This is a genomic window from Micromonospora sp. Llam0, assembly GCF_003751085.1.
Lineage (GTDB): Bacteria > Actinomycetota > Actinomycetes > Mycobacteriales > Micromonosporaceae > Micromonospora_E.
Map to the genome: position 1 here is coordinate 783682 of NZ_RJJY01000002.1, position 26653 is coordinate 810334.

Annotated in this window: 33 protein-coding genes and 1 pseudogene; 20 read left to right on the plus strand and 14 right to left on the minus strand. The window is 68.3% G+C overall.

Annotated features, from left to right (window positions below; translation table 11 throughout):
- The first annotated feature begins 17 nt into the window (after positions 1-17).
- The 5 genes from EDC02_RS30770 to EDC02_RS30790 all read left to right on the plus strand — a co-directional run bounded on the left by EDC02_RS30770 (position 18) and on the right by EDC02_RS30790 (position 5043).
- Entirely contained in the window at positions 18-968 is a 951-nt protein-coding gene (locus EDC02_RS30770; protein ID WP_123607259.1) for an ATP-binding cassette domain-containing protein, read from the plus strand.
- Positions 965-1786: an ABC transporter permease gene (locus tag EDC02_RS30775; protein ID WP_123605774.1), complete on the plus strand. Its 822-nt coding sequence runs from the start codon at positions 965-967 to the stop codon at positions 1784-1786. The genes EDC02_RS30770 and EDC02_RS30775 overlap by 4 nt, the downstream gene beginning before the upstream one ends.
- A gap of 112 nt (positions 1787-1898) precedes the next feature.
- Positions 1899-2918: an NAD(P)-dependent oxidoreductase gene (locus EDC02_RS30780; protein WP_123605775.1), complete on the plus strand. Its 1020-nt coding sequence runs from the start codon at positions 1899-1901 to the stop codon at positions 2916-2918.
- Positions 2919-2990: 72 nt separating this feature from the next.
- Positions 2991-4013, plus strand: coding sequence for an NAD(P)-dependent oxidoreductase (locus tag EDC02_RS30785; protein WP_123605776.1), 1023 nt, complete (start codon positions 2991-2993; stop codon positions 4011-4013).
- A 13-nt stretch (positions 4014-4026) separates the two neighbouring features.
- Positions 4027-5043 carry an NAD(P)-dependent oxidoreductase gene (locus EDC02_RS30790; protein WP_123605777.1) on the plus strand — a complete coding sequence of 339 codons (1017 nt, stop codon included), beginning with the start codon at positions 4027-4029 and terminating at the stop codon, positions 5041-5043.
- Between the two features lie 106 nt (positions 5044-5149).
- Here the strand turns inward: EDC02_RS30790 and EDC02_RS30795 are convergent, their stop codons facing one another.
- Positions 5150-6793 (minus strand): thiamine pyrophosphate-binding protein, encoded by a 1644-nt coding sequence (locus EDC02_RS30795; protein ID WP_123605778.1) that lies wholly within the window; start codon positions 6791-6793, stop codon positions 5150-5152.
- Between the two features lie 179 nt (positions 6794-6972).
- Positions 6973-7551, minus strand: coding sequence for a TetR/AcrR family transcriptional regulator (locus EDC02_RS30800; RefSeq protein ID WP_123605779.1), 579 nt, complete (start codon positions 7549-7551; stop codon positions 6973-6975).
- 81 nt (positions 7552-7632) lie between these two features.
- Here EDC02_RS30800 and EDC02_RS30805 point away from each other — a divergent pair, with 81 nt between their 5' ends.
- Entirely contained in the window at positions 7633-8682 is a 1050-nt protein-coding gene (locus EDC02_RS30805) for a saccharopine dehydrogenase NADP-binding domain-containing protein (RefSeq protein ID WP_123607260.1), read from the plus strand.
- 104 nt (positions 8683-8786) lie between these two features.
- Here EDC02_RS30805 and EDC02_RS30810 read toward each other — a convergent pair whose 3' ends face one another.
- Together EDC02_RS30810 and EDC02_RS30815 are read right to left on the minus strand one after the other, a co-directional pair.
- A complete protein-coding gene (locus EDC02_RS30810; protein ID WP_123605780.1) occupies positions 8787-9221 on the minus strand; it encodes a type II toxin-antitoxin system VapC family toxin in 435 nt (144 codons plus the stop codon).
- Positions 9221-9478 carry a type II toxin-antitoxin system Phd/YefM family antitoxin gene (locus EDC02_RS30815; RefSeq protein ID WP_123605781.1) on the minus strand — a complete coding sequence of 86 codons (258 nt, stop codon included), beginning with the start codon at positions 9476-9478 and terminating at the stop codon, positions 9221-9223. The genes EDC02_RS30810 and EDC02_RS30815 overlap by 1 nt, the downstream gene beginning before the upstream one ends.
- Before the next feature lie 333 nt (positions 9479-9811).
- Here EDC02_RS30815 and EDC02_RS30820 point away from each other — a divergent pair, with 333 nt between their 5' ends.
- From EDC02_RS30820 to EDC02_RS42960, 5 genes are all read left to right on the plus strand, one after another.
- Positions 9812-10114 carry a helix-turn-helix domain-containing protein gene (locus tag EDC02_RS30820; protein WP_199757977.1) on the plus strand — a complete coding sequence of 101 codons (303 nt, stop codon included), beginning with the start codon at positions 9812-9814 and terminating at the stop codon, positions 10112-10114.
- A 290-nt stretch (positions 10115-10404) separates the two neighbouring features.
- Complete coding sequence (locus EDC02_RS41990) at positions 10405-10641, plus strand: hypothetical protein (RefSeq protein WP_233606534.1); 237 nt, start codon at positions 10405-10407, stop codon at positions 10639-10641.
- Between the two features lie 128 nt (positions 10642-10769).
- Entirely contained in the window at positions 10770-11516 is a 747-nt protein-coding gene (locus tag EDC02_RS30830; protein ID WP_123605783.1) for a DddA-like double-stranded DNA deaminase toxin, read from the plus strand.
- Positions 11513-11944 carry an Imm1 family immunity protein gene (locus EDC02_RS30835; protein ID WP_123605784.1) on the plus strand — a complete coding sequence of 144 codons (432 nt, stop codon included), beginning with the start codon at positions 11513-11515 and terminating at the stop codon, positions 11942-11944. The genes EDC02_RS30830 and EDC02_RS30835 overlap by 4 nt, the downstream gene beginning before the upstream one ends.
- Positions 11945-12010: 66 nt before the next feature.
- Positions 12011-12484, plus strand: coding sequence for an MmpS family transport accessory protein (locus tag EDC02_RS42960; RefSeq protein ID WP_123605785.1), 474 nt, complete (start codon positions 12011-12013; stop codon positions 12482-12484).
- 214 nt (positions 12485-12698) lie between these two features.
- Here EDC02_RS42960 and EDC02_RS30845 read toward each other — a convergent pair whose 3' ends face one another.
- The 3 genes and pseudogenes from EDC02_RS30845 to EDC02_RS42965 all read right to left on the minus strand — a co-directional run.
- Positions 12699-12893, minus strand: a complete 195-nt coding sequence (locus EDC02_RS30845) for a DUF397 domain-containing protein (protein ID WP_123605786.1) — start codon at positions 12891-12893, stop codon at positions 12699-12701.
- Positions 12884-13423, minus strand: coding sequence for a DUF5753 domain-containing protein (locus EDC02_RS41995; protein ID WP_233606535.1), 540 nt, complete (start codon positions 13421-13423; stop codon positions 12884-12886). The genes EDC02_RS30845 and EDC02_RS41995 overlap by 10 nt, the downstream gene beginning before the upstream one ends.
- Positions 13424-13494: 71 nt before the next feature.
- Positions 13495-13818: pseudogene (locus EDC02_RS42965) on the minus strand (multiprotein-bridging factor 1 family protein); the annotation flags it as partial.
- Positions 13819-14112: 294 nt separating this feature from the next.
- On the opposite strand from EDC02_RS42965, the gene EDC02_RS30860 reads away from it, so the two are divergent.
- The 4 genes from EDC02_RS30860 (at position 14113) to EDC02_RS30875 (ending at position 15836) form a co-directional block, all read left to right on the plus strand.
- Positions 14113-14490 carry a DivIVA domain-containing protein gene (locus tag EDC02_RS30860; protein ID WP_123605789.1) on the plus strand — a complete coding sequence of 126 codons (378 nt, stop codon included), beginning with the start codon at positions 14113-14115 and terminating at the stop codon, positions 14488-14490.
- A gap of 64 nt (positions 14491-14554) precedes the next feature.
- Positions 14555-14890, plus strand: coding sequence for an HIT family protein (locus tag EDC02_RS30865; protein WP_123605790.1), 336 nt, complete (start codon positions 14555-14557; stop codon positions 14888-14890).
- Positions 14891-15201: 311 nt separating this feature from the next.
- Positions 15202-15411, plus strand: coding sequence for a type II toxin-antitoxin system VapB family antitoxin (locus tag EDC02_RS30870; RefSeq protein ID WP_233606701.1), 210 nt, complete (start codon positions 15202-15204; stop codon positions 15409-15411).
- Positions 15408-15836, plus strand: coding sequence for a PIN domain-containing protein (locus EDC02_RS30875; RefSeq protein ID WP_199757978.1), 429 nt, complete (start codon positions 15408-15410; stop codon positions 15834-15836). Before EDC02_RS30870 ends, EDC02_RS30875 begins: the two co-directional genes overlap by 4 nt.
- A 20-nt stretch (positions 15837-15856) precedes the next feature.
- Here EDC02_RS30875 and EDC02_RS30880 read toward each other — a convergent pair whose 3' ends face one another.
- The 4 genes from EDC02_RS30880 to EDC02_RS30895 all read right to left on the minus strand — a co-directional run bounded on the left by EDC02_RS30880 (position 15857) and on the right by EDC02_RS30895 (position 19778).
- The gene (locus tag EDC02_RS30880; protein WP_123605792.1) at positions 15857-16420 is read right to left on the minus strand and encodes an exonuclease; all 564 of its coding nucleotides are present in this window, start codon (positions 16418-16420) and stop codon (positions 15857-15859) included.
- Between the two features lie 402 nt (positions 16421-16822).
- Positions 16823-18280, minus strand: a complete 1458-nt coding sequence (locus EDC02_RS30885) for a family 43 glycosylhydrolase (protein WP_123605793.1) — start codon at positions 18278-18280, stop codon at positions 16823-16825.
- Between the two features lie 186 nt (positions 18281-18466).
- Positions 18467-18685: a hypothetical protein gene (locus EDC02_RS30890; protein ID WP_123605794.1), complete on the minus strand. Its 219-nt coding sequence runs from the start codon at positions 18683-18685 to the stop codon at positions 18467-18469.
- A 112-nt stretch (positions 18686-18797) separates the two neighbouring features.
- Positions 18798-19778 carry a sporulation protein gene (locus tag EDC02_RS30895; RefSeq protein ID WP_123605795.1) on the minus strand — a complete coding sequence of 327 codons (981 nt, stop codon included), beginning with the start codon at positions 19776-19778 and terminating at the stop codon, positions 18798-18800.
- 308 nt (positions 19779-20086) lie between these two features.
- Here EDC02_RS30895 and EDC02_RS30900 point away from each other — a divergent pair, with 308 nt between their 5' ends.
- Together EDC02_RS30900 and EDC02_RS30905 are read left to right on the plus strand one after the other, a co-directional pair.
- On the plus strand, positions 20087-21538 hold the full coding sequence (locus EDC02_RS30900) for a hemolysin family protein (RefSeq protein ID WP_233606702.1): 1452 nt from the start codon (positions 20087-20089) through the stop codon (positions 21536-21538).
- Positions 21535-22581, plus strand: coding sequence for a hemolysin family protein (locus tag EDC02_RS30905; protein ID WP_123605797.1), 1047 nt, complete (start codon positions 21535-21537; stop codon positions 22579-22581). The genes EDC02_RS30900 and EDC02_RS30905 overlap by 4 nt, the downstream gene beginning before the upstream one ends.
- Before the next feature lie 25 nt (positions 22582-22606).
- On the opposite strand, the gene EDC02_RS30910 is transcribed toward EDC02_RS30905, so the two are convergent.
- Both EDC02_RS30910 and EDC02_RS30915 read right to left on the minus strand, forming a co-directional pair.
- Positions 22607-23383, minus strand: a complete 777-nt coding sequence (locus EDC02_RS30910; protein ID WP_123605798.1) for an EI24 domain-containing protein — start codon at positions 23381-23383, stop codon at positions 22607-22609.
- Position 23384: 1 nt separating this feature from the next.
- Positions 23385-23735, minus strand: coding sequence for a hypothetical protein (locus EDC02_RS30915; RefSeq protein ID WP_233606536.1), 351 nt, complete (start codon positions 23733-23735; stop codon positions 23385-23387).
- 29 nt (positions 23736-23764) lie between these two features.
- Between EDC02_RS30915 and EDC02_RS30920 the strand changes: the two genes are divergently transcribed.
- Positions 23765-25204 carry a recombinase family protein gene (locus EDC02_RS30920; protein WP_123605799.1) on the plus strand — a complete coding sequence of 480 codons (1440 nt, stop codon included), beginning with the start codon at positions 23765-23767 and terminating at the stop codon, positions 25202-25204.
- On the opposite strand, the gene EDC02_RS30925 is transcribed toward EDC02_RS30920, so the two are convergent.
- Positions 25205-25609, minus strand: coding sequence for a helix-turn-helix domain-containing protein (locus tag EDC02_RS30925; RefSeq protein ID WP_148083704.1), 405 nt, complete (start codon positions 25607-25609; stop codon positions 25205-25207). It abuts the gene before it with no gap.
- Between the two features lie 139 nt (positions 25610-25748).
- On the opposite strand from EDC02_RS30925, the gene EDC02_RS30930 reads away from it, so the two are divergent.
- Together EDC02_RS30930 and EDC02_RS40525 are read left to right on the plus strand one after the other, a co-directional pair.
- Complete coding sequence (locus EDC02_RS30930) at positions 25749-25997, plus strand: helix-turn-helix domain-containing protein (protein WP_158632375.1); 249 nt, start codon at positions 25749-25751, stop codon at positions 25995-25997.
- An 11-nt stretch (positions 25998-26008) separates the two neighbouring features.
- Positions 26009-26155 carry a hypothetical protein gene (locus EDC02_RS40525; protein WP_158632376.1) on the plus strand — a complete coding sequence of 49 codons (147 nt, stop codon included), beginning with the start codon at positions 26009-26011 and terminating at the stop codon, positions 26153-26155.
- The last annotated feature ends 498 nt before the right edge of the window (positions 26156-26653 follow it).

Here is a 26653-nt window from a genome sequence, read left to right on the forward strand (position 1 = left end):
TGCTCGCGAGGGAGATCATGCAAGAGGGCGTCTTCACCGAAAATCTATGCAAGCGGTTCGGTGACTTCCGGGCCCTCGACGGCGTCAACCTCGTCGCACCGGCGGGAACCATCGGCTCGATCCTGGGACCCAACGGTGCCGGCAAGACCACCACCATCCGGATCCTCACCACGCTGACCACTGCCGACTCCGGCCGCGCCTTCGTCGCCGGCCACGACGTTCACGCCCGGCCGCACCAGGTGCGGTCGGTCATCGCGCTCACCGGTCAGTTCGCCGCGATCGACGGCGGCCTCAGCGCACGCGAGAACCTGATCCTGATCGCTCGCCTGCACAGACAACCCCGCCGGGTCGCCAAGGCGAAGGCCGACGAACTCCTGGAACGATTCGAGTTGACCTCGGCCGCCAGTCGACATGCCCGGGCCTTCTCCGGTGGGATGCGTCGGCGTCTCGACCTCGCCATGAGCCTGATCACCTCACCGCAGGTGCTCTTCCTCGACGAACCCACCACGGGCCTGGACCCGCCGAGCCGGGAACGCCTGTGGGAAGTGGTCGAGGACCTCCGCGACAACGGCACCTGCGTCATCCTCACCACGCAGTACCTCGAAGAGGCCGACCGTCTCGCCGACAACATCACCGTGATCAACCATGGCAGAACCGTCGCTGTCGGAACCCCGCCCGAACTCAAGCTGGCCTACGGCGGCGAGATCGTGGAGGTCCATGCCGCAAGTGACGCCGACGCGCGTCGGGCCGCGAAGTCTCTCGCCCTCACCGCCGGCCTCGACGACTCGACCGTCACGGTGAACGTCGGCTCCGCCCAAGCCCGGTTCCGGGTCCAGTCCGGCACCTTCACGGTCGCGGCGGCCGTCCGTGCCCTCGACGCCGAAGGGTTGGATTTCATCGACATCAACGTTCACCGCGCGACCCTGGACGAAGTCTTCGACGTCGTCACCGCGGCGGAGCATCCATGAGTCCCGTCCGCAGCCGGTCCGCGGACAGCGGTGTCACAGTGCGGCGCTACGTCACCCTGCCGCACGCGATCGAGAACATCGGAACCATCGCCCGCCGCAACCTGCTGAGCTTCTGGCGGAACCGGCAACTGCTGGCACTGTCTCTGATCCAGCCACTGACGAACATGGTGCTGTTCGCGTACGTCCTCGACCAGGTCGCGACCGTCTCGGGCATGCCCTACCGGCAGTACGTCATCCCGGGAGTGCTCACCCAGGCGGTGATGGTCCAGGCGATGCGGACCGGTGTCGCGGTCTCCCACGACGCGGACGCTGGCATCAACGACCGGTTCCGTACCTTGCCGATCGCGCGATCGGCGGTGCTCCTCGGACGGACGCTGGGTGACACGGCCAAGAGCGCCATTCAGATCACCATCCTCATGATCGTCGCCGTCACGGTCATTGGCTTCCGTTTCGAGACCGGCTTCCTGCGCGGCGTCGCGGCGACCGCGGTCATCGCGCTGTGGGCCTTGGCCGTGACCTCGTTCTCGACCTGGGTCGGGCTGGCGGTACGCGACGGCGAGACAGCGCAGACCTGGCTGATCACTCCGACGTTGCCGCTCGTCTTCGGAAGTTCCGGATTCGCGCCCATCGCCAGCATGCCCGATTGGCTGGCGTCCTTCGCTCGGGTCAATCCGGTGTCGGCCGTCGTCGACACCGCCCGCGCTCTGACCCACGGGGGCCCACTGCTCCCGTCGTTCCTGCAGTACCTGGCCTGGACCGTGGGACTCACCGTCGTCTTCACGGCCCTGGCGGTGCGACGTTTCACCCGGGACAAGTGAAAGCCTCCCGGCTGGGGAACCGCTCTCCGAGAAGACGCGTGACCGTTCGACCAGTCGCGCCGGGTGTCGCCCCCGCCCCCAAGCCTTCGCAAAGTTCGACAAGGAGTAGCCGATGCGGCCAAAGATCTTCGTCTCCCAACCGATTCCCCAACCCGCGCTCGACCTGATGGCCGAGGTCGCCGACCTCGAGGTCTTCCCCTGGACGCATCGAGAAGTGAGCATCGACGAGCTGGAGAGCGCGGCGCAGCGCAGCGACTACTTCTTCATCATGCACACCGTGCCGGTCCGGGCCCGGTATTTCGGCCCCGGTAGCCGACTCAAGGGAATTGGCATGCAGCTGGCCCGCGAGGACCTGCACGACCTGGCGGCGATGAAGGCCGCCGGCGTGAAGCAGATCATGTCCAAGCCGGTCGTGCCGACGGATGATCCGGACGGCTACAGCCTCGACGGTTACGGCCTGAATCCGCGCGCGACCGGGCAGTTGATGGTGGCGCTGCTGCTGAACTGCGCCTACCGGGTGAACGAGTCCGACATGTTCTGCCGGGCGAACGGCTTCTTCCAGGAAATGACAATGCAGTTCATGGGCCACGGCACCACCGGCAAGACCGTCGGCCTCTACGGCTTCGGCAAGGTCGCCAAACAGGCGGCCCGCCTGCTCTCGGCGATGGACATGGAGGTGCTGTACACCAAACGCACCCGCCTGAGCACCGATGACGAGACCAAATGGGGCGTCACCTGGTGCGCCGACCCGGACGACCTCGTCGCGCGGTCCGACTACGTCTGCCTGCTGGTCGACTTCGACGACAGCAAGCTGAAGATGTTCGGCGAGCGCGAGTTCAAACTGATGAAGCCGACCGCGTACTTCATCAACGTGGCACGGGGCCGGCTGGTGGACCAGGACGCCCTCATCGCCGCACTCACCGACGGGACCATCGCCGGTGCCGGTCTCGAGGTCTTCTGGACCGAACCACCGAACGTCGTCGACCCCTACGTCGACGAAAGGTTGCGCAAGATGGACAACGTCGTCCTCACCCCGCACAACGGCGGCGCCACCTACGCCTCGCGCGGCGCCCAGACGCTACGGATCGCCGAAGCGCTGGTCGAGGAGATCAAAGCCAACTGGACGGGCTGACACCCAGCCACGCGGCGCCGACGTACGGCGTCACGTGCCGAGAGACCAGCGACTTCGAAAAGGAGGGCTCCGATGCGTCCCAGAATCTTCGTCACCCAGCCGATTCCCCAGCCCGCGCTCGAACTGCTGCGCGAGCACGGCCACGTCGAAGTCTTTCCATGGACCAACCGTGATGTCAGTCTCGATGAACTGGAGAGTGCGTCCGTACGTTCGCACTACCTGTTCTGCATGCACGAGACACCGATCCGCGCGTCCTTGTTCGGCCCTGGCTCGCAACTGGTGGGTATCGGATATTCCGGGCCGGACCCGGAGTTGCACGACCTCGAGGCGATCGCCTCCTCCGGGGTTCGGATGCTGACTGCTGTGCGCCCCTCGCCGCCCGACGACGATCCGGACGGCTTCTCCTGGGACGGCTACGGGCTCAACCCGCGGGCCACCGGGCAGTTGATGGTGGCGCTGCTGCTGAACTGCGCCTACCGGGTGAACGAGTCCGACATGTTCTGCCGGGCGAACGGCTTCTTCCAGGAAATGACAATGCAGTTCATGGGCCACGGCACCACCGGCAAGACCGTCGGCCTCTACGGCTTCGGCAAGGTCGCCAAACAGGCGGCCCGCCTGCTGTCGGCGATGGACATGGAGGTGCTGTACACCAAACGCACCCGCCTGACCCCGGCAGATGAGGCGAAGTGGGGGGTCCAGTGGGTCGCCGATGCGGACGACCTCATCACCCGATCCGACTACGTCTGCCTGTTGGTCAACTACACGGCCGACAACGCCGAGTTGTTCGGCGAGCGCGAGTTCAAACTGATGAAGCCGACCGCGTACTTCATCAACGTGGCACGCGGCCGCCTCGTCGACGAGCAGGCACTCATCGCCGCGCTGCGCGACGGGACCATCGCCGGCGCCGGGCTCGAGGCCTTCCGTACCGAACCCCCGGTTGTCCACGACGCCTACGTGCCGGCCGAGTTCCGCAAGATGGACAACGTCGTCCTCACCCCGCACAACGGCGGCGCCACCTACGCCTCACGCGGGGCACAGACCCTGCGCACCGCCGAAGCGATCGTCGCAGACATCAAAGCCAACTGGAAGAACTGAGAAGGAGCAACCTGTGCTTCCCAAGATCTATGTGCCGCTGCCGATTCCCGATCCAGCACTCGAGCTGATGCGCCAGTACGGCGACGTGGAGGTCTTCCCCTGGACCCACCGCGACGCGAGCCTGGACGAACTGGCGAGCGCGGCGCGCCGCTCACACTACCTGTTCTGCATGCACCACACACCGATCCGGGCGTCCCTGTTCGGGCCCGGCTCCAAGCTCGTCGGCATCGGGACCTCCGGCTACCGGGCCGACCTGCACGACGCCGAGGCGATCAAGGCCTCCGGCGTCCGGATCCTGGAAGCCAAGCGCCCCGAGCCACCGGCCGACCCGGACGGGTACACGATGGAGGGCTACGGGCTGAACCCACGGGCCACCGGCCAACTGATGGTGGCGCTGCTGCTCAACCTCGCGTACCGGGTCACCGAATCCGACCACTATCTGCGTGGCGTCGGATTTTTCCAAGAGATGACGATGCAGTTCATGGGCCAGGGCACCACCGGCAAGACAGTCGGCCTCTACGGCTTCGGCAAGGTCGCCAAACAGGCGGCCCGGGTGCTCACCAACATGGACATGACCGTCCTGTACAACAAGCGCACCCGGTTGACTCCCGAGGAGGAAGCGAAGTGGGGCGTCCAGTGGGCCGAACCTGACGAGCTGTTCACCCAGTCGGACTACGTCTGCCTGTTGGTCAACTTCGAGGACGCCAACCACGAGCTCGTCGGCGAGAAGCAGTTCAAGATGATGAAGCCGACGGCGTACTTCATCAATGTCGCGCGGGGCCGCATCGTCGATGAGCCGGCGTTGATCCGGGCGCTGCAGGACGGCACGATCGCCGGTGCCGGCCTCGAGGTGTTCCGCAGCGAGCCGCCGGTCGTCCACGACGCGTACGTACCGGCGGAGCTCCGCAAGATGGACAACGTCGTCCTCACCCCCCACAACGGCGGCGCCACCTACGCCTCACGCGGAGCGCAGACCCTGCACATCGCGCGGGCGATCGTCGCAGACATCAAGGCCAACTGGAAAGGCTGAGCCGGTGGTGCCACGACCGGCACCCTTCGCACACCGCCGGCACGCCTACCTCGCCGGGGTCGAGGCTGCCCTCGACCCCGGCACCGGCAGTGCTGGGGCGCAGGCGTCACTGCCACCCGGCGGTGTCCGCATCGACCTCGATGACGGTGGGCCGGTCCGCTGTGAGTGCGAGACGCGTCGCGTCGACGAGTTCGTCGATACCGGTGACCCGGACGCCGTGCGCACCGAACGCGCGGCCGAGGAGTACGAAATCGGGTGTCACCAGGTCCACCCCGACCGGGGCGATGCCGGCCGTGAGCATGCCGTCCCGGATCTCTGCGAAGCCGTGGTTGTTCACCACGACGATCGGCAGGGCGAGCCCCTGTTCGACGGCCGTCGCGAGTTCGGCGACGGAGAACATGAACGCGCCGTCGCCGACGAGCACGACCACGGGTGCCGACGGTCGTCCCAGCTTGGCGCCGATACCGGCGGGAAGCCCGTAGCCGAGGGTGGCGTAGATCGTCGGATAGAGCAGCCGCATCGGCGCCCGCGCGGTCCAGTGATGGGCGGTGCCGTAGTAGGTCACCTGTGAGCTGTCGCCAGCGACGATGGTGGTGGCCGGCAGGGCGGCGCTGAGCGCCTGGTTGAGGTGGGCCCACGGCCCGGCGTCCCGGGCGGCCGCTGCCGCCGATGCGACGCGTGCGTGGCCGGCCCGCTCCGATGCCGCGCGTCGGGTCGCCGCGCTCACCGCCCCGGGACGCTCGCTCGCGATCCGCTCGGCCAGGGCGTGCAGCGCCGCGCTGGCGTCGGCGTGCAACGCGAGCGCCGGTACGAGGTTCCTCGTCAGCGAACCGGGGTCGATGTCGATCCTGATGACAGCACCCGGCAGCTCGGGCCGCCACCCCCACAGCTCCGCGTCGGACAGTCCGCTGCCCACGAGCAGGACCGTGTCGGCGGCGGTGAGCAGTTCCTGCGCGGGCGCGAGCCGCACCGACGCACCGACCGACAGCGGGTGCGTCTCGTCGAGGACGCCCTTGCCGGTGACGGTGGTGACGACGGGAGCGGCCAGCAGTTCGGCCAGGCGGCGCACCTCGCGCGCGGCGCCGGTGGCTCCGCGTCCGACGAGCAGAGCCGGCTGTTCCGCTGAGACCAGCAGCTCGATGGCGCGGTCCAGGTCGTCGGACGAGGCGGCCGGCACCGGCGGGGGCGACGGCGACGGCGGATGCCGGCCGTCCCAGGCAGCGTCGAGGACGTCGAGCGGCACCTCCAGGAACACCGGTCGCTGCCGGGCGGTCCGCCAGTGGGCGAAGGTTTCGTGGATCACGGTCGCGGCCTGCGCCGCGCTGTCCACCCGTACGCTGCGTTCGGCCACGCCTGCCATGTGACCACGCTGGTCACGCATCTCGTGCAGGCTGCCGATGTCGGCACCTTCCAGCCCGCGCGGCGGTCCCGGTGCGACGACGAGCAACGGGATCGAGTCGGCGTGGGCGGTGCCGACGGCCGAGGCGATGTTGTTGACCGCCGGACCGCTGGTGACGAGACAGACGCCGGGACGCCCGGTGGCACGGGCATAGCCGTCGGCGGCGTAGCCGGCGCCCTGCTCGTGGCGGGTCGTGACGTGGCGGATCGAGGTGTCCGCCAGGGCCCGGTAGAGCTCCAGGTTGTGGGTGCCGGGGATGCCGAAGACGACCTCCACGCCCTCGGCCACCAGGGCGGAGACCACGGCGGAGCCGCCGTTGCCGGATCGGCCCGCGTCGGCGGCGTACGTCATTCCATGCCTCCGCGTCTGGTCATCCTGCTCTCCCTGTGCCGGCATCCGCCGCAGATACTTCTGCAGCCAGCAGCCAGACGTACTTCTCGCAGCTTGCGGTTGTGTTACGTCCGCACGGAGGGAGGGCGCAAGCGCGGAATGGTGGGAATGGTGCGTTCGTCCCTGCACGGTTCCCTGGCTCACGCCGACGGCGTACCGACCAGGTGTCTCATCGCCGCCAGGGTCTGGTCGATGGTGGCGGGGAGGTCGGGGTCGCCGTGCTGGTCGAGCCAGCGGGTCACCGCGATCCGGAACGTGGTCACGGCGATCTCGGCCGCCAGCCGGGCGGTCAGGTCGTCGATGCCGCGATCGCGGAAGCCCTGCTCCATGGCCTGCGACAGCAGCGAGAACTTGCGCAGCTCGCGCTCCTGCAGGGCGGGCTCGGCACCGATCACGGCACGTCGGCGGAGCAGGTAGTCGAGGCTGCGGCCCTCGAAGATCGCGGCCGCGGCGGGGCCCAGGCCCGTGGCGATCAACTCCATCGGGCCGAGCGGCTGCGGGGCCCCGGCCATGAGGCGGGCCACCTGCTCGGGCATCGACTCCTCGCTGGCGAACAGCACCTCCCGCTTGTCGGCGAAGTGCCGGAAGAACGTACGGGTGGTGAGCCCGGCCCGCGCCGTGATCTGCGGCACGGTGGTCTCGGTGAAGCCCTGCTCGAGGAAGAGATCGAGCGCGGCCTGCTCGAGCCGTTCCCGCGCCCCCGGCTGCCATCGACCCATGCCGCACATCCTAGTGATGACACGACGTGTCGTGCCGTGCAATAGTGATGACACGACGTGCCATGACTGATGGAGGCGAACATGGCGGGTGAGATCTGGGTGCTCGGCGCGACCGGCCGGGTCGGCCGGGAGGCGGTGCAGCGCCTGCGGCAGGCAGGCACCGAGGTGGTGGCGGTTGGCCGCGACCGGGAGCGGCTGACCCGGACGGTTCCGGACACCCGGGCGGTGACCGGCTCACTCGACGAGGTCTGCGCGCGGCTCGCCGCCGAGTCGCCGGCCGTCGTGATCAACACGGTGGGCCCGTTCGCGGCCACCGCGCCGCAGGTCGCGCGGGCCTGCCCGGCCGGCACCCACTACATCGACGTCGGCAACGAACTGAGCGCGTTCGAGTCGCTGCACGCCATGCACCGGGAGGCGGCGGCGACCGGTCGCACGCTGGTCTGCGGCGCGGGCTTCGGCGTGCTCGCGACCGAGAGCATCCTGCTGCACCTGCTGGCGGGCGAGGAACAACCTTCCCGGGTACGCATCGACGCGCTCGCGTCGGTCGCAGTCGAACCCGGTGCCCTCGGCGAAGCCCTCGCCGCCACCATCGTGCACGCGTTGCGCGACGGCGGCCGCGAAGTGCGGCAGGGCCGGTTGGTACCCACCCGGGCCGGCGGTGCCGCCGAGCGGTTGACCACCCCCGACGGCGACGCGGTCACCACCGCCGCCATGGGCAGCGGCGAACTCTTCGCGGCCTGGCAGGCCAGCGGCGCCCCGTCGGTGATCGGCGCCTCGGCTCTCGCCCCCACCACCCCGGCCGCCCGGGCGGCGACGTCGGCGGTCGGTGGCCTGCTGCGGCTGCCCGGCCTGGCCGGCTTCGCCACCCGGCGGCTCGCCCGCGTCACGACGACCACGGCCAGGGAGCGGCCACGCCGGTCGTCCTGGGGCCGCGCCCGGGTCGAATGGCCGTCCGGCCGGGTACGCGAGGGCTGGCTGCGCACCGGCGAAGGCATGACGTTCACGGCCGACGCGGTCGCCGAGGTGGCCCTCCGCCTGGCCAAGGGCGAGGGCCGCCCCGGCGCGTACACCCCGGCCAGGCTCTTCGGCCCCGAGGTGGCACTGGCCGCCGGCGCCGAGTTCGTCGCCTGACCCGCTCCTCGGCTACCACGATTGTTCTAAAGTCGAACAGTGAGCATCGGCGAGCGGGTGGCAGCAGCCCGGGCTGCTGCAGGGTAGATGCCCCAGCTCAGTTCTTAGGTGCAGTCGTCGGCAGGCTGCCACGGGTTGATGATCTCGGCACCGGTGGGCGCGAAGTCGGCCACGTTGCGGGTGACGACCGGAACCCCGTACACAAGAGCGGTGGCGGCGATAAGCGAGTCGCGCACAGGCTGCGGGTCGGGGACGTTGAGCATGGCGCTGCGCCGGGCGACCGCTGTGTCGACCGGGAGAACGCGCTCGGCGAACGCAGGCAGCACCTGTGCTTCCAGCCAGCGACGCAGGACCGCGCCCTGCGCCGGATCCCGGCGCTCGGCCAGCAGAACCCCGATCTCCAACTCCTGGACGGTGATCGCCGACACAAACAGGCTGCCGGTCGAGGCGCTGGCCGCCCACGCAACAACGTTCTTGTCCGCTCTGCCGGCCTTGGCCTTCCGCAGTTCGGACACAACGTTCGTATCGAGCAGGAACATCAGCCCAGTTCCGCCGGCCGGGAGAGATCACGCTGCGGCGAAACCTCGAACTCGATGTCCGCTTCGTCCGGAGACAGCCCGATCAGGTCAATGATGTTCCCTTGACTCCCGGTCAACCGCTGGTAGTCCTCGAACGTCAGGAGCACGTGCGCCGGACGGCCCCGGTCGGTGATGAAGACTGGCCCGCTGCGAGCAGCGATCTTCGCCCGACCCGTGTCCTGGTTGAACTCACGACTCGACACCGTAGTAACGGTCATTGCCACCACCTCCCGACGACCAGCAAGTAGCAATGTTACTACATTTTGCTCTCGTGGTGGTACCGCCACACGGTGGCTGTCCGTCGATGGAGCAGCGCTTGACGACCTGCGGCCCGGTACAAACAGTGGTACCGGGAGAACGTCCCGGTCGCGAAGGTCCCGTACGAGAAGTACCTGGTCGACCGCAAGAGCGGGGAGGGTTCATCACGGCCCGTCGGTGGAGCGACGTGAAGCTGAGGCGGTCACCCGGCAGCCATGGCTCGCCAGCAGGGAGGCGCAGGGGCAGCGGGCCGCGATTCGTGACGGGAATCTCAGCCACATCCGGGACACGAGTTGGCCGAGATGCGTAAGTCCGCCGGGCTCACCAAGGCCGAAGTAGCTGTGGCGCTCGGGGTGAGTCAGGCCAGGATCTCCCAGATCGAGCATGGCCAGGTCGACAGTCTGGACACGTTGCGCGCGGACACCGAGGCGCTGGGTGCCGAGGTTTCGATCGTAGTGTCCCGTGATCGGCCACAAGCTAAGAACTCATCCGTGGTGGAGGTCAAGCGCGCGACGCCAGCCCAGCCCGTGTCCGTCGATCGCTACCAGTCGCGCCAGGGGTCGGCCAGCTCGGCACAATCAATGCCCCGGCGATAGGCGACCGCAGCCGCCTGCTCCCGCACCTCGCGGCGCCGCTTCCGGTAGGTCGGTTGATCATGCGCCGGAGGGTACCGCCGAGGCCCGACACCCAGCTCGCCCAGCGGCACGATCGACCAACCGCCATCACCTCCCCATGTGGACTGGACACCACGAGCCGGTGCGATCATTGCTGGCAGACCGCAACGACACAGGATCTGGAGCAGAAGATGGCAGCCCTACGCATCCGAGGCCTGGATAACTCCGTCCTGGAAATGCTCCGTCTCCGCGCCGCGCGACACGGTCGGTCGATGGAGGCGGAGGCCCGTGCGATCCTGACTGCGGCTGTCGCCGAGGAGCGGTCCGACACGGATCTCTTCAGCGCGCTCACCGAGCGGTTCGCGCAACTCGGGGGCGCCGAGCTGGACATCCGGCCTGGACAGGAATCTGCCCGGCGCGAACGACGTCGCATCCTAGACCAGATGGCGGCCGAGGCCGAGGAGGCCGGGTTCTACGACCTGACCGTCACACCCAAGCGGACCAGGTGATGCGACCTGGTTGACCGCAAACCAACAGCAGAACCGACTTCCGTCGACATCGACGCTAAACTACTCTGGGTAGGCAATCGCAGCTCAGGTCAACTACAGTGGAACTCGACCGAAGGGTCGCGGATCCAATGAGTGTCGGTGAGGTCGGCACCGTCCTGCAGGCGGTCGCCAAAACGCTGGAACAGCATCGGCAGCACATCAGTGGTGTCATCGAGGTGCTCAATCGATCACGAGACCAGTTCCGCGCCGCAACAGCCGCCTCCAGCCACCAATTGGTTGGCGAAACGCTGCGCCGGCAGACCGCAGCAGCCGATCGGCTTCGGGAAGTGGATCAGTTGCTCGCTGCAGCGCTGGCGGGATTGACGGAGTTCGCAGCCGCGCTCGGGGTAACGCTGACGGGTTCGATCCCTGCGGCCGGGGCAGAACCACCTTTGGCGGCGTCTGCCATACCACCATCCGCGCCAGCGGACGTGGTCCGCCTGAGCGACCGCCTTGTACCCTGGCGCCAGGGTGAGAACGTCCAGGGCTACGCCTTCGCAGCCGACCGTAGGCAGCTGAACGACGTCCCGTTCATCAGCGGCCGGATCAAGTCTGCTGGACTCGGGCTACGTCCGGTGCGCGGCGGCGGTTTGCCAGTCACGGTCACCGATCATGTCGAAGGGCACGTGGCGGCGCGGATGCGAGCCGAGGACGGACCACGAGACGTCACACTCGTCATCAACAAGCCTCCCTGCGACGACCGGCCGTTCGGCTGTCACCAGCTCCTCCCACACATCATCCCTGCCGGCTCACGGCTTACCGTGTACGTAGTCGAGGAGGGTGGGCCCCGTCTGCACAGCACCTACCACGGCACCGGGAAGGCGATCAGAAGATGACCTACCGCATCATTTGGACAGGCAACAACCGCGTCGTCTCCTCAGTCGCGGAAGTCGACGCAGCACTCGACGAGGCGGCGACGGCTTCGGTTGCGTCCCTCCCAGTGGTGGTGACGGTCCTACCAGCGGGCAGCGAGCACCTTTCGCCATTCGACGACGACTTTCCTGATTCCCTCGAAGTCGGGATCGGCCACCCAGACCGGGGGTTCGTGCGCTGGATGGGCGACGGCGGCGGGTACGGATACGAGCCTGGCCTCAGCCCCGGCCCGGACGGGCTCCGTTTCGACTACGGCGGTCAACCAGTCTTCCCCGAGCCGGACGAACTGCGGGTCACCCCTGTCGCGACCTTGCAGGCGGTACGCGACTTCATCTCGACTGGCACTCGACCAGCCCACTTGCTCTGGCGAACACCAATGGACGCACATTAGCTCCTTTATCGAACACATACACGATCGTTATTGTATGTCGCCTATTATCACCACATAAGGAAAAGCATGAAGCGAACGGTAGGGGCAATTTTCGCATCACTGGTCGCCACCATCATCCTAGTAATCGCAGCCCCCAACTCTTCCACACCCAGCGAAGTCTCAGTAAGACTCGAAGGCGCGATCCCACACACGACAACACCCGGAGAGGGAGGGTTTTGCCTGCTCCGACCCAATCCAGATGGTTGCGTAGACGAGCCGATACGCTCAGTCTCCGTTCCCCAACATCCGGCTGCCTCGATCGAATTCGAGGCGAATGACAGCGAAACATCCGAGAAGAAGACGCGTACGCTACCCTGGACGCGAACGGGACTAAAGGTCGATAGCCTTGCCGTAACAGCTAGACTTACCAACCGAGACCCCGGCTCCAGAATTAGTTGCTCAATAATAATGGACGGGAAGACGTTGGTAAAAAATTCATCGAGAGGGTCGAAAGCGACCGTGCAATGCTTGTGGGAGAAATCTTGGTGGAATATCGGCTAGCCTACTTCAGCAACGGCCGGCACACCGCTCTTCTGAAGCAAACTTCGACAGTCGCCAGAAATTCACCCAGGCCGCCCATCGCTTGAACGAAAACTGGACAGTTTAAAACATCCCGCTTCCCCATACATAGATTTGCCCGCCGGCAACGGCAGGAAAATCTATGTTGCCACCATCCTCAATGGTGCTACTGAAGCGCTCGATTATCCGCCTCGGATCAGTGGGTGGTGGCGAGGTGGGTGACGAAGGTGGACCAAGCGGTGGGGGCGAAGGTGAGCACCGGACCGGCCTGGTCCTTGCTGTCGCGTACCAGCACCGCGCCGGGCAGGCTGTCGGCAACCTCGACACACGCACCACCGGCACCGTTGGACCGGGTCGATTTGCGGAAACGAGGGGTGCCGGTCAGCTCCATGTCAGCGCCGCTTTCTCGATCATCTCGCGGGACTCCGCGATGGGCAGGGCGTAGCTGCGGACATCTTCCCACACCTGTTCGAGCCGACGCACCCGTTGCGGATCATCGATGGGCTCGCCGCCGAAGTGGGTGTCCAGGTAGCCCACCCTCCGGTCGTGCACCGTGCCGAGCACGAACGGACCGTTGAGCCCGGCGTACGCCCCGGCGGTGGCCGGCACGACGTGCACCCGCACGTTGGGCCGGTCGCAGGCGGCTGCGAGCGCGGTCAACTGCTCCACCATCACGTCCGGCGAGCCGACCTGTCGGTGCAGCACCGACCGGTCCAGCACCGCGATGAAGTGCGCCGGATTGTCCGCCCGGGTGATGATCTCCTGCCGGGCCAGTCGGTTGGCCAGTGACGTCTCGACATCGTCGACCGGGCCGACGTCGGTGAGCAGCTGTCGGGCGTATGCCTCGGTCTGCAGCAGCCCCGGCACGACGGAGAGTTCGAAGTAGCGAGGATGCTCGCCTGCGCCTCGTTCTCGGCCCACGAGCGCAGGAACGGGGCGATCGACTGCCCGCGCGCCTGGGCCGCCAGCCGCTGGATCCGGTCGCCGGTCTCGAAGACGCCGTCGAGTGCCTTGGCGATCGCCGGCACCGGGATGAGCCGCCCCGCCTCGTAGCTGCCGATCGACGACCCACTCACCCCGACCAGCGCGCCGAGCTGCTCCTGCGACAGCCCTCGCGCGGTCCGCTCCTTGCGGATGGCCTCCTGCAAGTCGATCATTATCGGCCCCCTTATCAGATTCGTAGGAACTCTCCGAGAACCCTCCGACTCCCACATCTTCCATCGCATGGGGTGGGTAGTCCAGGGTGGAGGGGTAGGAAGTTGAGAAAGCAAGATCCACGGAGGACCGAGCCCCCGGGGCGCGTGCGAGAAAACCATTTCACGGTCACGTCCGTCAACACCGGAACAGCCAGGAACCCCCGTGCCATGGCCGCTCCGGTGCTGGTCCGTGGCCACGACGCGGCCGACACCGCGTTCCCGCAAGTAACACCGAAATGGAGTACGCACGCGCCCCGGGCCCCTATCCGATCGATCCGCCGTGAATCGAAGACTGCCCTGGTTGCCGTACTGCCGAGGAGGGCTGCGGTGATTGGGGCGGGGTGGCCCGGCCGGTTCGGCAAGCGGCCGGGCCACCCCTTCCACCCACCCGACACGCAAGGGGAGGAAAACGCGATGCGAAAACCGTGGCGACGGTGGCGGGTCCGCTGGCAACGGCGGCGGACGGTGTCCCTGCCACCGCGTGACTGGCCCGGCGGCAACGGCGTGTACCGCGTACCCGCGAATGGCCGCAACCAGCGGCCGACCGGATACCGGCCGATCCGGCCCTGGCAGGTCCGCAGCCAGCACTTCCGCACAGCGAGCCGGCGCGCCCACGGACGCGGGCTCGATCCGGGCGACGTCGCCGTGTTCTTCGACCGCGTCGCCCACGACCTCGGCGTCCTCTACGCCGAGCTCGACCGCACGTACGAACAGAACGACCGGATCAAGGACGCGCTGCGCCGCTGGCAGAGCGGCCACGCCGCGACCGCCACCCCGTCCGGCTACCGCTGACCGACAAAGACGTCGTCGGCGCGAATAACCATGTTCGTCTGTGGACACCACTACCATCGGTCCAATGACCGACGACTTCTACTGCGAACAGGCACTCAGCGGCAAGACCCCGATCCAGGTCGTGGCCGAGACCGCCCACGTGCTCGCCTTCCATCACACCCGGCCCTTCTGGCCCGTCCATATCGTAGTCGTCCCCAAACGCCATATCCCGTCGCTGGTAGACTTGGGTGACGCCGACATCTCCGAGGTTCACCAAGTGCTGGCCGTCGTCCGCGATATCGCGGCACAGGTCACCGCCGAACACGGCACAGCTCGCGTCCTTACAAACCTCGGCGCATACCAGGACTCCAAACACCTGCACTTCCACGTGAACAGCGGCGAGCCGTTGCGTCACGGCTGATGAACACCACCGCCAGCGCAATCATTGCTGACCCGCGTTGCAAACCTGCCTGATCGCCGAGCATCCGGCGGGGCGACTCGCAGCCTGTCGGCGTCCTCGGTGTCCGCGCTGGCGGCTGCGGAGACGACCGGGTCCCGCCTTCGACCGAGTTCGCCGGCTCGATCAACATCGACTTCCGGCGCGGCACCTGCATGCTGGAAGCGCCGGTCGACGACGAACGGGGAATGGTCGTGGGGATCAGCACCGAGGCCGGTAGAGGTGTATATACTCGGGAGCATCCAGCATTCACAAGGAGGTAGACGTTGAAGACGGTGATCGACCTGGACGAGGAGTTGCTGGACCGCGCCCGTCGTGAACTCGGGACCAGCACCAAGAAGGAGACGATCCACGAGGCGCTGCGTCTGGTCGCCGAACGCGGGGCCCGACTGGCTGCGATCCAGGAGCTCATGTCCATCGACCGGGACTGGGACGGCATCGTCGATGACGACAAGACGCCCACCAGCGGCCGAGACGCGGCGTGAACATCCCCCGAGGGCTGTACCTGATCGATACCTCGGCCTGGGCCCGGATGTCCGCACCGGCAGTGAACAAGCGGCTCGTCATGATCCTGCAGGAAGGGGCAGCAGCGACCTGTCTCCCGCTGGACCTCGAAGACGGTCGCAGCGCTCGCAACTTCCGGGACGCGATGGCAATCCGCGCCCGCCGGGCCGAAATCATGACCGATCTGCCAATCAACTCGGCAGTCGCCACTCGGGCCCGGGACATCCAGGTAGCGCTGACCAGACGCGGGTACCACCGGGCGGCCAGCCCGGTCGATCTGATCGCCGCCGCGGCAGCGGCTGAGCACGGCGCGACAGTCCTGCACTACGACCGTGACTTCGACCTGATCACCGAGGCGGGCGGACCGCGCAGTGAGTGGATCGCGCCCGCCGGGACACTCCGGTAGTTACACCGGCTCCTGCCGCGTCAGCGGGTCGCGGGGTTGGCGGCGAGCATGGCGCAGAACAGGGCTCCCTGCTCGATCGCGTCGTCCAGGGCGACATGCTCATGCTCGTGCTCGCCGAACCACTCGCGGGGCATGGTCCGCTTCGACGTCGTCCGGTAGCCGGTGCCCATCAGCGCCATGGCGTACGTCTTGATGTCCAGTGCCGAGTGGGAGAACGGGCTCGATCCGGTGAAGCGGATCAGGTACCAGTAGACGAACATGAAGTCGTACGCCGCCGGGTAGCCGATGAACACCGGCCGCCCCGGTAGCTGGGCCAGCCACTCCGTGTACCGGGCCATCGCGGCCGCCGGTTCCTCCTGGTCGGCCCGGCACGCCGCCCACGCCTCCGGCTGCGTCTCCCACCACGCCATCGTCTGCGGGGCACCGCTGGCGCCGGGCAGCGTGACCAGGTTGGCGCTGAACGTGCCGACCAGCTCCTTGTCTGCCGTGTACGCCGCCGAGGCGAGGCTCAGCATCGAGTGCGGGCCGGGGATCGGCCCGTCCGCCTCGACGTCCGTACTGACGTAGATCTCCGCTTGTGCCATGCCAGCACCGTACGGCAGCCCTACCCCGCCGCCACCCGCGACAGCGCATCGCCGCCGCCCGCACAGGCAACCATCGCCGCCCCACAGCGCGAGTTGAAGGCCAGATACCTCACACCGGCGTTTTGAGGTGTCTGAGCTTCAACTCGTCCAGGCACTGAGTGGGCGACGGTCGACTCAGCGTGCCAGCGCCGCACACTGCACGTTTTATCCGACTATGCCCCTTCACGAAGACGCCCTCGGCGCGGCTTTAGCCGGTACCGCCCACGAGTTGAAGCTGAGATACCTCACGCCAGCGTTTTGAGGTGTCTGACCTTCAACTCGCGGTGGAGGCGGTGGGCAGGACGCGGTGGGCGGGGCACGGTGGGCGCCGGGGGGTACGTGGGACGCGGGCGGAGATGGTGGTCAGCTGAGGGCGAAGGTGGCCGAGGTGCGGCCGGCGGCGTCCGGTACGGCTTCCAGGTAGAGCAGGCCGTCACGGTGCCGGACGTACTGGCCGGGGAAGTTGACCGACTCCAGCGACAGTTTGCCGGCGTCGGCCAGCCCGGCGCGGGCCATGAACGTGGCGTCCTGCCGGAACAGGTTGGACCCGTCGTTGGCCTCCACCCAGATCTGGTGGTTGCGGTGCCGCAGGTAGTAGCCGGGGAAGTTGGTCGACTCCAGCGAGATGCCGGCCGAGTTGGCCAGCCCGGGGACGACCCGGAACTGCGAGTCGGCCAAATTCGTTACATTGGCCTCAAGGCGGACCCGGTACTCCCAGTGCCGCAGGTAGCGGTCCGGCTGGTCGTGGGCGCTGAGCCGGACCGGGGTGGCACCGTCCGGCACCGGTACGCCGAAGTTCGGCGTGCCGTCGGCGTTCCAGTAGACCTTCTGGACCCGGGTACGCCGGTTGGGGTCGTTCAACGGGTCGTAGCCGTTTCCGAGGTACCGCTCGTAGTCGCGGGAGTGGTAGACGATCACGTCGCTGCCGTCCTCGGCGACGGTGAACGAGTTGTGCCCCGGGCCCCACTGGCCGGTCCGGCTGTTGCTGGCCAGCACCGGGTTCGGGCTCTTGGTCCACGATGACGCGTTCAGCAGGTTGCTGCTGGCCGACGCGGTGAGCAGCCCGACGGCGTAGTTGGCGTCGGTGGCGCTGGCCGAGTAGGTCATGAAGACTCGGCCGTTTCGGATGATCACCGCTGGGCCTTCGTTGACCCGGTAGCCGCGGGTCTCCCAGGCGTACGTCGGGGTGCTGATCATGACCGGGGTGCCGGTGTAGGTCCACGGGTTCACCATCCGGGCCAGGTAGATGCTGGAGTTGCTGCCGGCGTACTCGGCCCAGGCCAGGTAGCGGACTCCGTTGTGCACGAAGGTGGTGGCGTCCAGGGAGAAGCCGGGGCGCGGCGGCTGGATCTGGCCGCGTTCGATCCACGGTCCGTCGAGCGGGTTGGCGGCGGCGGACTCCAGCACGTACGGGCGGATGGCCCAGATGTCCTCGGCCCGGCCGGCGGCGAAGTGGATGTACCACCTGCCGTCGATGAAGTGCAGTTCCGGTGCCCAGATGTGCGCACCCATCTCGCCGGTGGCGTGCTTGCGCCAGATCACCCGCTCGGTGGCGGTGGCCAGGCCCTGCAGGGTGGTGGCCCGGCGCATGACGATGCGGTCGTACTCGGGGACGGTGGCGACGAAGTAGTAGTAGCCGTCGGTGTGCCGGTGGACGTGCGGGTCGGCCCGCTGTTCGACGATCGGGTTGGTGAACTGGACGGTGGGTGGGACCGCAGCCGCGAGGGCAGCCGGGGCGGTGACCACAGCCGTGGTGGCTGCGGCCACCAGTGCGGCGGTCGCCGCCGCCAGCCAGTTGACCGTGGATCGCGATCGTCTCATGGTCGACACCCTTCGCAGTCATCATCTTCGATGCGAACAGTGTTAGCGCTCACACAATCCCGGTCAAGAGGATGTGTCATTTTCACGAAACAATTCGGCGGGGCGGCGGGAAGATTCCCGCCGCCCCGCCGAAACACCGTCCGGACTCGCTCCGGCGACGAGACGCGACCGAGGCCGCCGGTACGGCTACTCGCCGCCGAGATTGACCAGCGCCTGCGCGGTCCGGAAGTACGGGTTCCGGCCGAGGTCGCCGACGGTGACGATGCCGAAGGCATCCTTGAGCAGCTTGGCGTCGCTCTCGCTGACGCCCTTCAGCGCGGCGACCGGCGCGGCGACGATCTCGGCCAGGGACTTGTCCTGGTAGGCCTTGTCGACCAGCGTGGTCAGGTCAGCGGTGACCGGCATCCTGTTTGTTCTCCTTACTCGGGGGGATACGACCCGACCCACCCCGGGCCGGGCCGGGCCGGGCCTCGAGATCAGCTGTCTGCAGCGCTGACTCGGGAGGCACGGACAGCCGCTACTCCTCGGACTCTTCTTCCTCGGGTTCGTCTTCCTCGTCATCGCCGCCGATGACGTCGAAGACCTCCTCGGCGACCATGCCGGCGGCGAAACCGGCGAGGGCGCCGCCGGCCGCACCGGCGAGCACGCCGCCCATCCCGGAGCCACCGTCCTCGTGTCCACCGTGGTGCCCGCCATGACCACCGCCGTAGCCGCCGAGCAGCGCGTGTCGCTGCTCCAGCGACTGCCGCAGCCAGGAGTCCACCAGGGCGATCCAGTCGATGCTCTCGGCGGCCGTGTGCTCGACCCGGTAGTGGCCGTACGCGTCGTGGCCGGGGGTGAACAGCCCGGCCTTCTTGTCGAACTCCAGGACCACGGTCACCCCGTGCGGGTCGGCGACGAAGGTCAGCTCGACCTGGCTGACCCCCGGGTACTGCGGTGCCGACGCGTACTCGATCTCCTGGTAGAACGGCATCGTCTGGGGCAGGCCGGCCAACTGGCCATGCTCCAGGTCGGCACCGGTGAACGGCAGTCCGAGCGCGGCGAACGCCTCCAGGATCCGCTCCTGCACCGGCAGTGGATAGACGTGCACGTCGTCGAGGTCGCCCGGGTCGATGGCGCCGCGGACCCAGATCTTGGTACGCAGGCCCATGGTCATGCCGGGCAGCCGCTGACCGTACATGTCGGTGACCGGTGTCTCCCACGGCACGTCGATCTCGAACGGCAGCGACAGCTGCTGCCCGGCGGCGAGACGCAGCTCGCCACAGACCGGCACCCGGTGGAACTCGACCGTACCGTCGTACTCCTCGTCGTCGGTCTCCATCTCGACCCGGGTGACCAGCGCGACGGTGATCTGGTCGATCTCCACCTCGTGGTCGCCGCCGGTGATGTCGACCTGGCCGGCCAGGGTCAGGCCGGGGCGGGTGCTGGCGTTGGACAAGACGGTGTCGACAGTCGGTCCACCGACTCCGAAGGCTCGGAGCATCCGTTTGAAGACCACGTGGCTATCTCTCCCTGGCGGTACGCTGGCGCGATCCCCGGGCGCGCCGATCGTTGCCGCACAACATGATCAGATATGTCTATTTTGGAACCGGGGTTGTCGACGATGCTAGCGGGACAGCCTGAGAGGTTGCTGAACAGCAGATATCAAGTACGCAAAGTAATTTTGCGAATACTTCTCGCTATTGTTCTCAGTGAACTCGCAGGTTGGCGCAGCGTCCGCCTGTCTATGCTGAGAACCATGCCTACCGCCAGCGACCCTCCCAGTCCCGGCCGCCCCGTCATCCCTGAGGGAGTGACCGGGCGGTGATGGAGTGGGCGCTGTTGGGCGTCGCGGTGCTGCTGGTCGCAGCCAACGCCGTGTTCGTCGCCGCCGAGTTCGCCTTCGTGACGGTCGACCGGGCGACCGTGGAACGGCAGGCCGCCGCCGGTGACCGCCGCTCGGCGGGCCTGCTGCGCGGCCTGCGGACGCTGTCCACCCAGCTGTCCGGCGCCCAGCTCGGCATCACCGTGACCAGCCTGGTCGTCGGCTTTCTCGCCGAGCCGTCACTGGCCACCCTGCTACGCGGCCCGCTCGGGCTCACCGGCCTGCCGGACGGCGCGACCACCGCACTCTCGCTGACGCTGGCGCTGATCCTGGCCACCGGCTTTCAAATGACCTTCGGCGAGCTGGTGCCGAAGAACTGGGCGATCGCCGAACCGTTGCGGGTCGGCCGGGCGGTCGCCGGTGCGCAGCGCGGCTTCACCGCCGCCGCCGGGCCGCTGATCCGGTTTCTCAACGGTACGGCCAACCGGATCCTGCGGGCGTTCGGCATCGAGCCCACCGAGGAGCTGGCGTCCGCCCGTACGCCTCAGGAGCTGGCGTCGCTGGTCAGCCGCTCTGGCGAGGAAGGCACCCTGGACGCGGAGACCGCCGAGTTGGTCTCCCGGTCGATCGACTTCGGCGAACGGACCGCCGCAGACGTGATGACTCCCCGACCCCGGGTCCGGTTCGTCACCGCCGACGCACCTGTGGCCGAGGTGCTGCGGCTGGCCGCCGCCACCGGACACGCCCGCTTCCCGGTCACCGGCACCGGAGTCGACGAGGTGCTCGGCGCCGTGCATTTCAAGCATGCCCTCGCCGTACCGACCGGGGAACGCGACACCCGGACCGTGCGGTCCGTGATGGTCGAGCTGCCCGAGGTACCGGAGACTGCTGAGCTGGACCCGCTGCTCGGCACGCTGCGCAGCCGGGGACTGCAGATGGCCGTGGTGGTCGACGAGTACGGCGGCACCGCCGGCATCGTCACCCTGGAGGACCTGGTCGAGGAGATCGTCGGGGAGATCGCCGACGAACAGGACCGGCCGACCGGCCGACACCAGCGCGCCGCCGACGGTTCATGGCAGCTCTCCGGCCTGCTGCGGCCCGACGAGGCGGCCCGGCTGACCGGGCTCGACCTGCCGGAGGGCCGGATCTCCGACACCCTCGGCGGGGTGATCATCGAGGAGCTCGGTCGGCTGCCCCGGGTCGGTGACACCGTCACGGTCGTCGCCGATGATCGGGAACACCCGGACCCGGACGGGCTGCCCACGTCCGTACCCGTGGAACTGACCGTGACCAGGGTCGACGGCCGCCGCGCCGACCGGCTGCTGCTGCGCCGCGCCGATGCCGCCGTCAAGGCCGGCTCGTCCGGCGGGCTCCCGGACGGGCAGCGGAACGCAGATCGGACCGGACACCGCAACGGCCGCTCGACCGGGAGTCCGAAGGGGACGGCGTCATGAGCGACTGGTTGGCGATCCTCATCGGGGTGCTGCTGCTCGCCGGCAACGCGTTCTTCGTCGGCGCCGAGTTCGCACTGATCTCGGCCCGGCGGACGCAGATCGAGCCACGGGCCGCCGCCGGCTCCCGGCTGGCCCGGGTGACCCTGCGGGCGATGGAGAGCGTGTCGCTGATGATGGCCGGCGCCCAGCTCGGCATCACCGTCTGCTCGCTCGGGCTCGGTGCGATCGGCGAGCCGGCGGTGGCGCACCTGATCGAGCCGGCCTTCGCCGCCGCCGGGGTGCCGGACGCGCTGGTGCACCCGATCGCGTTCACCATCGCCCTGGCGGTCGTGGTCTTCCTGCACATGGTGATCGGTGAGATGGTGCCGAAGAACATCGCCCTCGCCGGTCCGGAGCGGTCCGCGATGGTCCTGGGCCCGGTGCTGTACGGCGTCGTCACCGTGCTGCGGCCACTGATCTGGCTGCTCAACCAGCTCGCCAACATCGTCCTGCGTCTGCTGCGGGTGCAGCCGAAGGACGAGGTGACCTCCACCTTCACCCGGGAGGAAGTCTCCGGGTTCATCGCCCAGTCCCGCCGTGAGGGCCTGATCGACGAGCACGAGCACCGGCTGCTGACCGGCGCGCTGGCGTTCAGCGACCAGCCGACCGTCCGGGTGGCGATTCCGCTGGATTCGCTGGTCACAATGTCCGCCACCAGCACGCCGGTCGAGCTGGAGAAGCGCTGCGCCGACACCGGCTACTCCCGCTTCCCGGTCGTCGACGGTGCCGCACAGGTGACCGGCTACCTGCACGTCAAGGACGTGCTCGGGGCCTCGGCGCAGGACCGGCACCGGGCGGTCGACTCCCGGCTGATCCGGCCGCTGGTCACGGTCCGGGCCACCCAGCCGATGCGGGACACTTTGACGGTCATGCAGCAGCGGGGCGCGCACCTGGCCCGGGTGGTGGACGCCGACGGCCGGTTGACCGGCCTGGCCGCGTTGGAGGACGTGATCGAGGAGCTGGTCGGCGAGGTTCGCGACGCCGCGCAGGCCGCCAGCCGCTAGACGCCGCGCAGGCCGCCAGCCGCCGCTAGGCGGGCGGAGCAAGCTGCGGCGGCCCGTCGGTGGGCTGGTTGAGCGACTGGCGGGCGAGCAGGGTCGCGCCGGCCACCGCCGCCGGCATGACCAGCACCGCGCCGAACGGGATCAGGCAGCAGCAGAAGACCGCCACCCCGAAGCCGAGCGCCTTCGGCCGGTTGGTGCGCAGCGCCACCCGCCGGTCCGGTAGCCGCAGCCCACGGCGGTAGAACGCGGATCCGACCAGCTCAAGGGCGAGCCGCCAGCCGCCGAACAGGGCGGCGACAACCGGCACCACGGTCTGCCCGACGATCGGGATGAACCCGCAGAGGAACAGCGGTATCCCGATGACGATGCCGAATGCGATCAGCCGGGCCGAGTCGAGCAGGCTGTGCCACAGCGACCGCCACCACGGTACGTCGACCCCGTTCGGCACGCCGCCGTGCTGCTCCTCCACCCATTCGGAGATTTTCTCGTAGAACGGATCCCCGATGAACAGGGTCACGGCGGTGAAGGTGAGCACGCCGATCAGCCCGCCGAGGGCCAGCAACGCGACGGCGACCGCACCGCGTACCGCGTCCCGGGTGCCCGCCGACCAGTCGTCGGCGAACGGGGTGAGCCAGCCGGCGACGTCGACCACGGCGGCTATCCAGCCGACGAACGCGGCCACGAACAGCGCCCCGACGATCACCGCCGGGATCAGCCCGAGCAGCACCATCTTCGGGTTGCGGGCGTAGGTACCGAAGCCACGCAGGAACAGCCGGACACCGTCGAGGAAGGCGCGGATCATCTCAGCCGGCCAGGCGCAGCCGTACCCGGCGGTTGGCCCGACCCTTGCTCTCCACCTTGACCACCTGGACCTTGCCGATCTGGGCGGTGGAGGCGACGTGGGTGCCGCCGTCGGCCTGCACGTCCAGGCCGACGATGTCGACGATGCGGATCTCCTGCTCATCGACGGGGATCAGATTGGCCTGGGTGCGGACGATGTCCGGGATGGCCAGCGCCTCGTCCCGGTCGAGGACCCGCACGGCGACCGCCCGGTCGGCGACGACCTCGGCGTTGACCAGGTCTTCCAGCTGGGCCTTGAAGCCGGCCGGCACCTCGGGCAGGTTGAAGTCCATCCGGGCTTCACCGGGCCTCATGTCAGTCATTCTGCATACACTACCGGACCGTGACAGATAGAAGCCTGCGGCCGGTCCGCGCCGTCGTCCGTGCCGCCGTCTACTGCAGGATCTCCCTCGCGAGGTTCGGCGACACCCTGAAGGTGGATGACCAGGAACTGCTCTGCCGCAAGGTTGCGGCGCAGCGAGGCTGGACCGTGCCGGGCGGGCTCGTGTTCAAGGACAACTCCCGCAGCGCCTGGCAGCGCCGTCGCCGCCGGCCGGGCTGGGATCTCCTGCTCGCGGCGGTCGAGCGACGCGAGCTGGACGCGATCGTGGTGTACCACGGTGACCGGCTGATCCGGCAGCCGTGGGACCTGGAGGTGCTCCTGCGGCTGGCAGATGAACAGGGCATCCGCCTCGCGTCGCCGACCGGTGAGCGGGACCTGGACAACGCCGATGACCGGTACATCCTGCGGATCGAGGCCGCCCAGGCGTGCCGGGAGTCGGACAACACCAGCCGACGGCTCCGCAGCCACTTCGAGCGCCAGGCCGAACGCGGCCTGGTGCGGCTCGGCGGCCGTGGCGGCCGCGCGTACGGCTTCGAGCCTGACGGCATCACGCACCGGGCCGACGACGTCGAGGTCATCACGGAGGTCGCGGACCGGGTGCTGGCCCATGAGCCGATCGGGGCGATCTGCCGCGATCTGGCCGACCGGGGCGTCACCACACCGGCGGGCAACCCGTGGGACCACGGATCGCTGAAGAAGCTGATGCTGCGGCCGCGCCTCGCCGGTCTGGTCGCCCGGAGCGGACAGATCGTCGGACCGGCGGCGTGGGATCCGATCCTGGACCGGTCGGTGTGGGAGTCGGTGTGCACCGTGCTCGAGGGGAAGGCCGGCGACTACGCGTACGCGACGAACGCCCGGCGGCACCTGCTGTCGGGGATCGCTCTGTGCGGCACCTGTGACCAGCCGGTGGCCATCCGGCACAACACCCGGTCGCCTCACCTGCTCGCCTACGGCTGCATCAACCCAGCGTGCGGCAAGAAGGCTCACCGGGCGGCGCGGTATCTCGACCCGTACGTGCAGGGCGCGGTGGTCGAACTGCTGGCCGATGACCGGATCCGGGACCGGCTGGCGACACCGGTCACGCGAGACCTGCTGGGAGAGCTCCGGCGCTTGGAGGCTCGCAAGGAGGCGGTGCTGGAGTCGGCTGCCGCCGCGGCGGCGGAGTCCGACGTCGACGCGCAGACCGAGGCGGACCTGTTGCGAGTCACGGTACGCAAGCTGAACAGTCGGATCGCCGAGTTGAGGGCCGACGTGGCCCGGGCGCGCACCCCACATGCCCTGGATGGCCTCTGGGGCATCAACTACGACGACTTCACCGCGCTGCCGCTGCATCGCCGGCGGGCGGCGGTGACGACGGCGATGCGGGTGACGCTGCTGCCGAGTGGTCGGCGCGGACCAGGGTTCGACCCGTCGACGGTCCTACTCACCGAGCGTGTGTGATCACGCTGGTCGCTGTTCGGCCACTACCTCGTCGTGGAGATCGAGGATCTTGCCGATCAGGTCGATCTTGACCCTTGCCGGCAGGTTCAGTGCGTAGATTCGGTCAATCTCGCGCTGGACGTCAATCCCCTGGTCTGCGGGCTGGCTGCGCGCCTCGGTCTCGTCGTGGGGCATCGGAGCATCGCCGGCCAAGACCTTCTCGATGCTCCCCTGGCGCCATCGTAGTGCGCGTTCTATCCCCGCATGATGGCGTGCCTGTGTGCGGGTCTTGCCTGTCTCGATGCCGGTCCATGTGTTTCGAGCGATGCCACCCGCCCGCTCGGCGGCTTTGCTCACGCTGAGCCCTAGCTCCATGCGCCGCTGGCGGATCTCGGCGCCAAGTTGCGCACGGCGGTCATCGGTCATCGTCACATCATTTCAGCTCAGCCTAGCTCAAGGCAAAGTGACGCAAATATCACTGTCAGATTTAGTCAGGATGATCGATCTAGCGCGATCTTGAGCTTCATCCTTGCTCAGAATCGCTCAAGACCGTATGGTCTTGCTCATGAAGCACCCCAGTTCTCCAGCGGTCGAAGTGCCTGCGCCGGCAAACATCCCGGTCAACGGTGCCGCGATCCGCGCTCGCCGGAAGGACATGGGCGAAACCATCACCTCGCTGGCAGCCAAGGTCCCGATGTCGTACGGGTACCTGTCGCAGCTGGAACGACGCCACCGCGTGTCGATGTCGCCACCGCTGTTCCGGCGCCTGGCCGCAGTGCTCGGCGTGGATGACCGCGAAATCAGGGCCGAATGAGCTCGCCGAGGGTGCTGCGCACCGAGCAAGAGATTCGCGCGGCCGGCGCGGCGGCGGTGAAGGGCTGGCGGCTGACCGATGACCAGGTGAACCGCCTGGCCGAGATCGTGTCGCCGCTAGCACCGAACCGATCGGCACGTCCTGGACGTGCGGCATGACGGCCACCAGGACGTACGCACGTCCCGCCCTGGTGGATGGACCGGCACCGGCTGGTCCAGCTCGGCCGGCGGCTCCTCGGGAGGGCGCCGCCGGCCGGGTAACCCCACGTCCGGTGGCGGGCCGGGACCACCGGACCTCCCGGGGCCAGCGGTCGCTACGACCGGCCCGCCACCGGAGACCATCCCCACTAGCCCGGCTGCCCTGGCTCCTGCTGCTGCGCGTGACCGCGCTGGTCGCCCTGGCCGCCACCGCAGCGGCCGCGTCCGAGCAGACGGCGTGGTGGCTGCGGTCCCGGACGGTGGATGACGGCGCCGCTGCCTCGATCGCCGGCACCGCCGCGCTGCTGCTGTTCGCCGCCACTTCCCTGATCTGCCCGGTCCGGTCTTCCTCACGGTCCGGGTGTCGGGTGCGTGCGCCGTGCCGGGGAGGGCCGACGCACACACCCATCCCCCATCACGGCAGCGGCCCCCGCCGGGGCATCGGCAGGGGCCACCTAA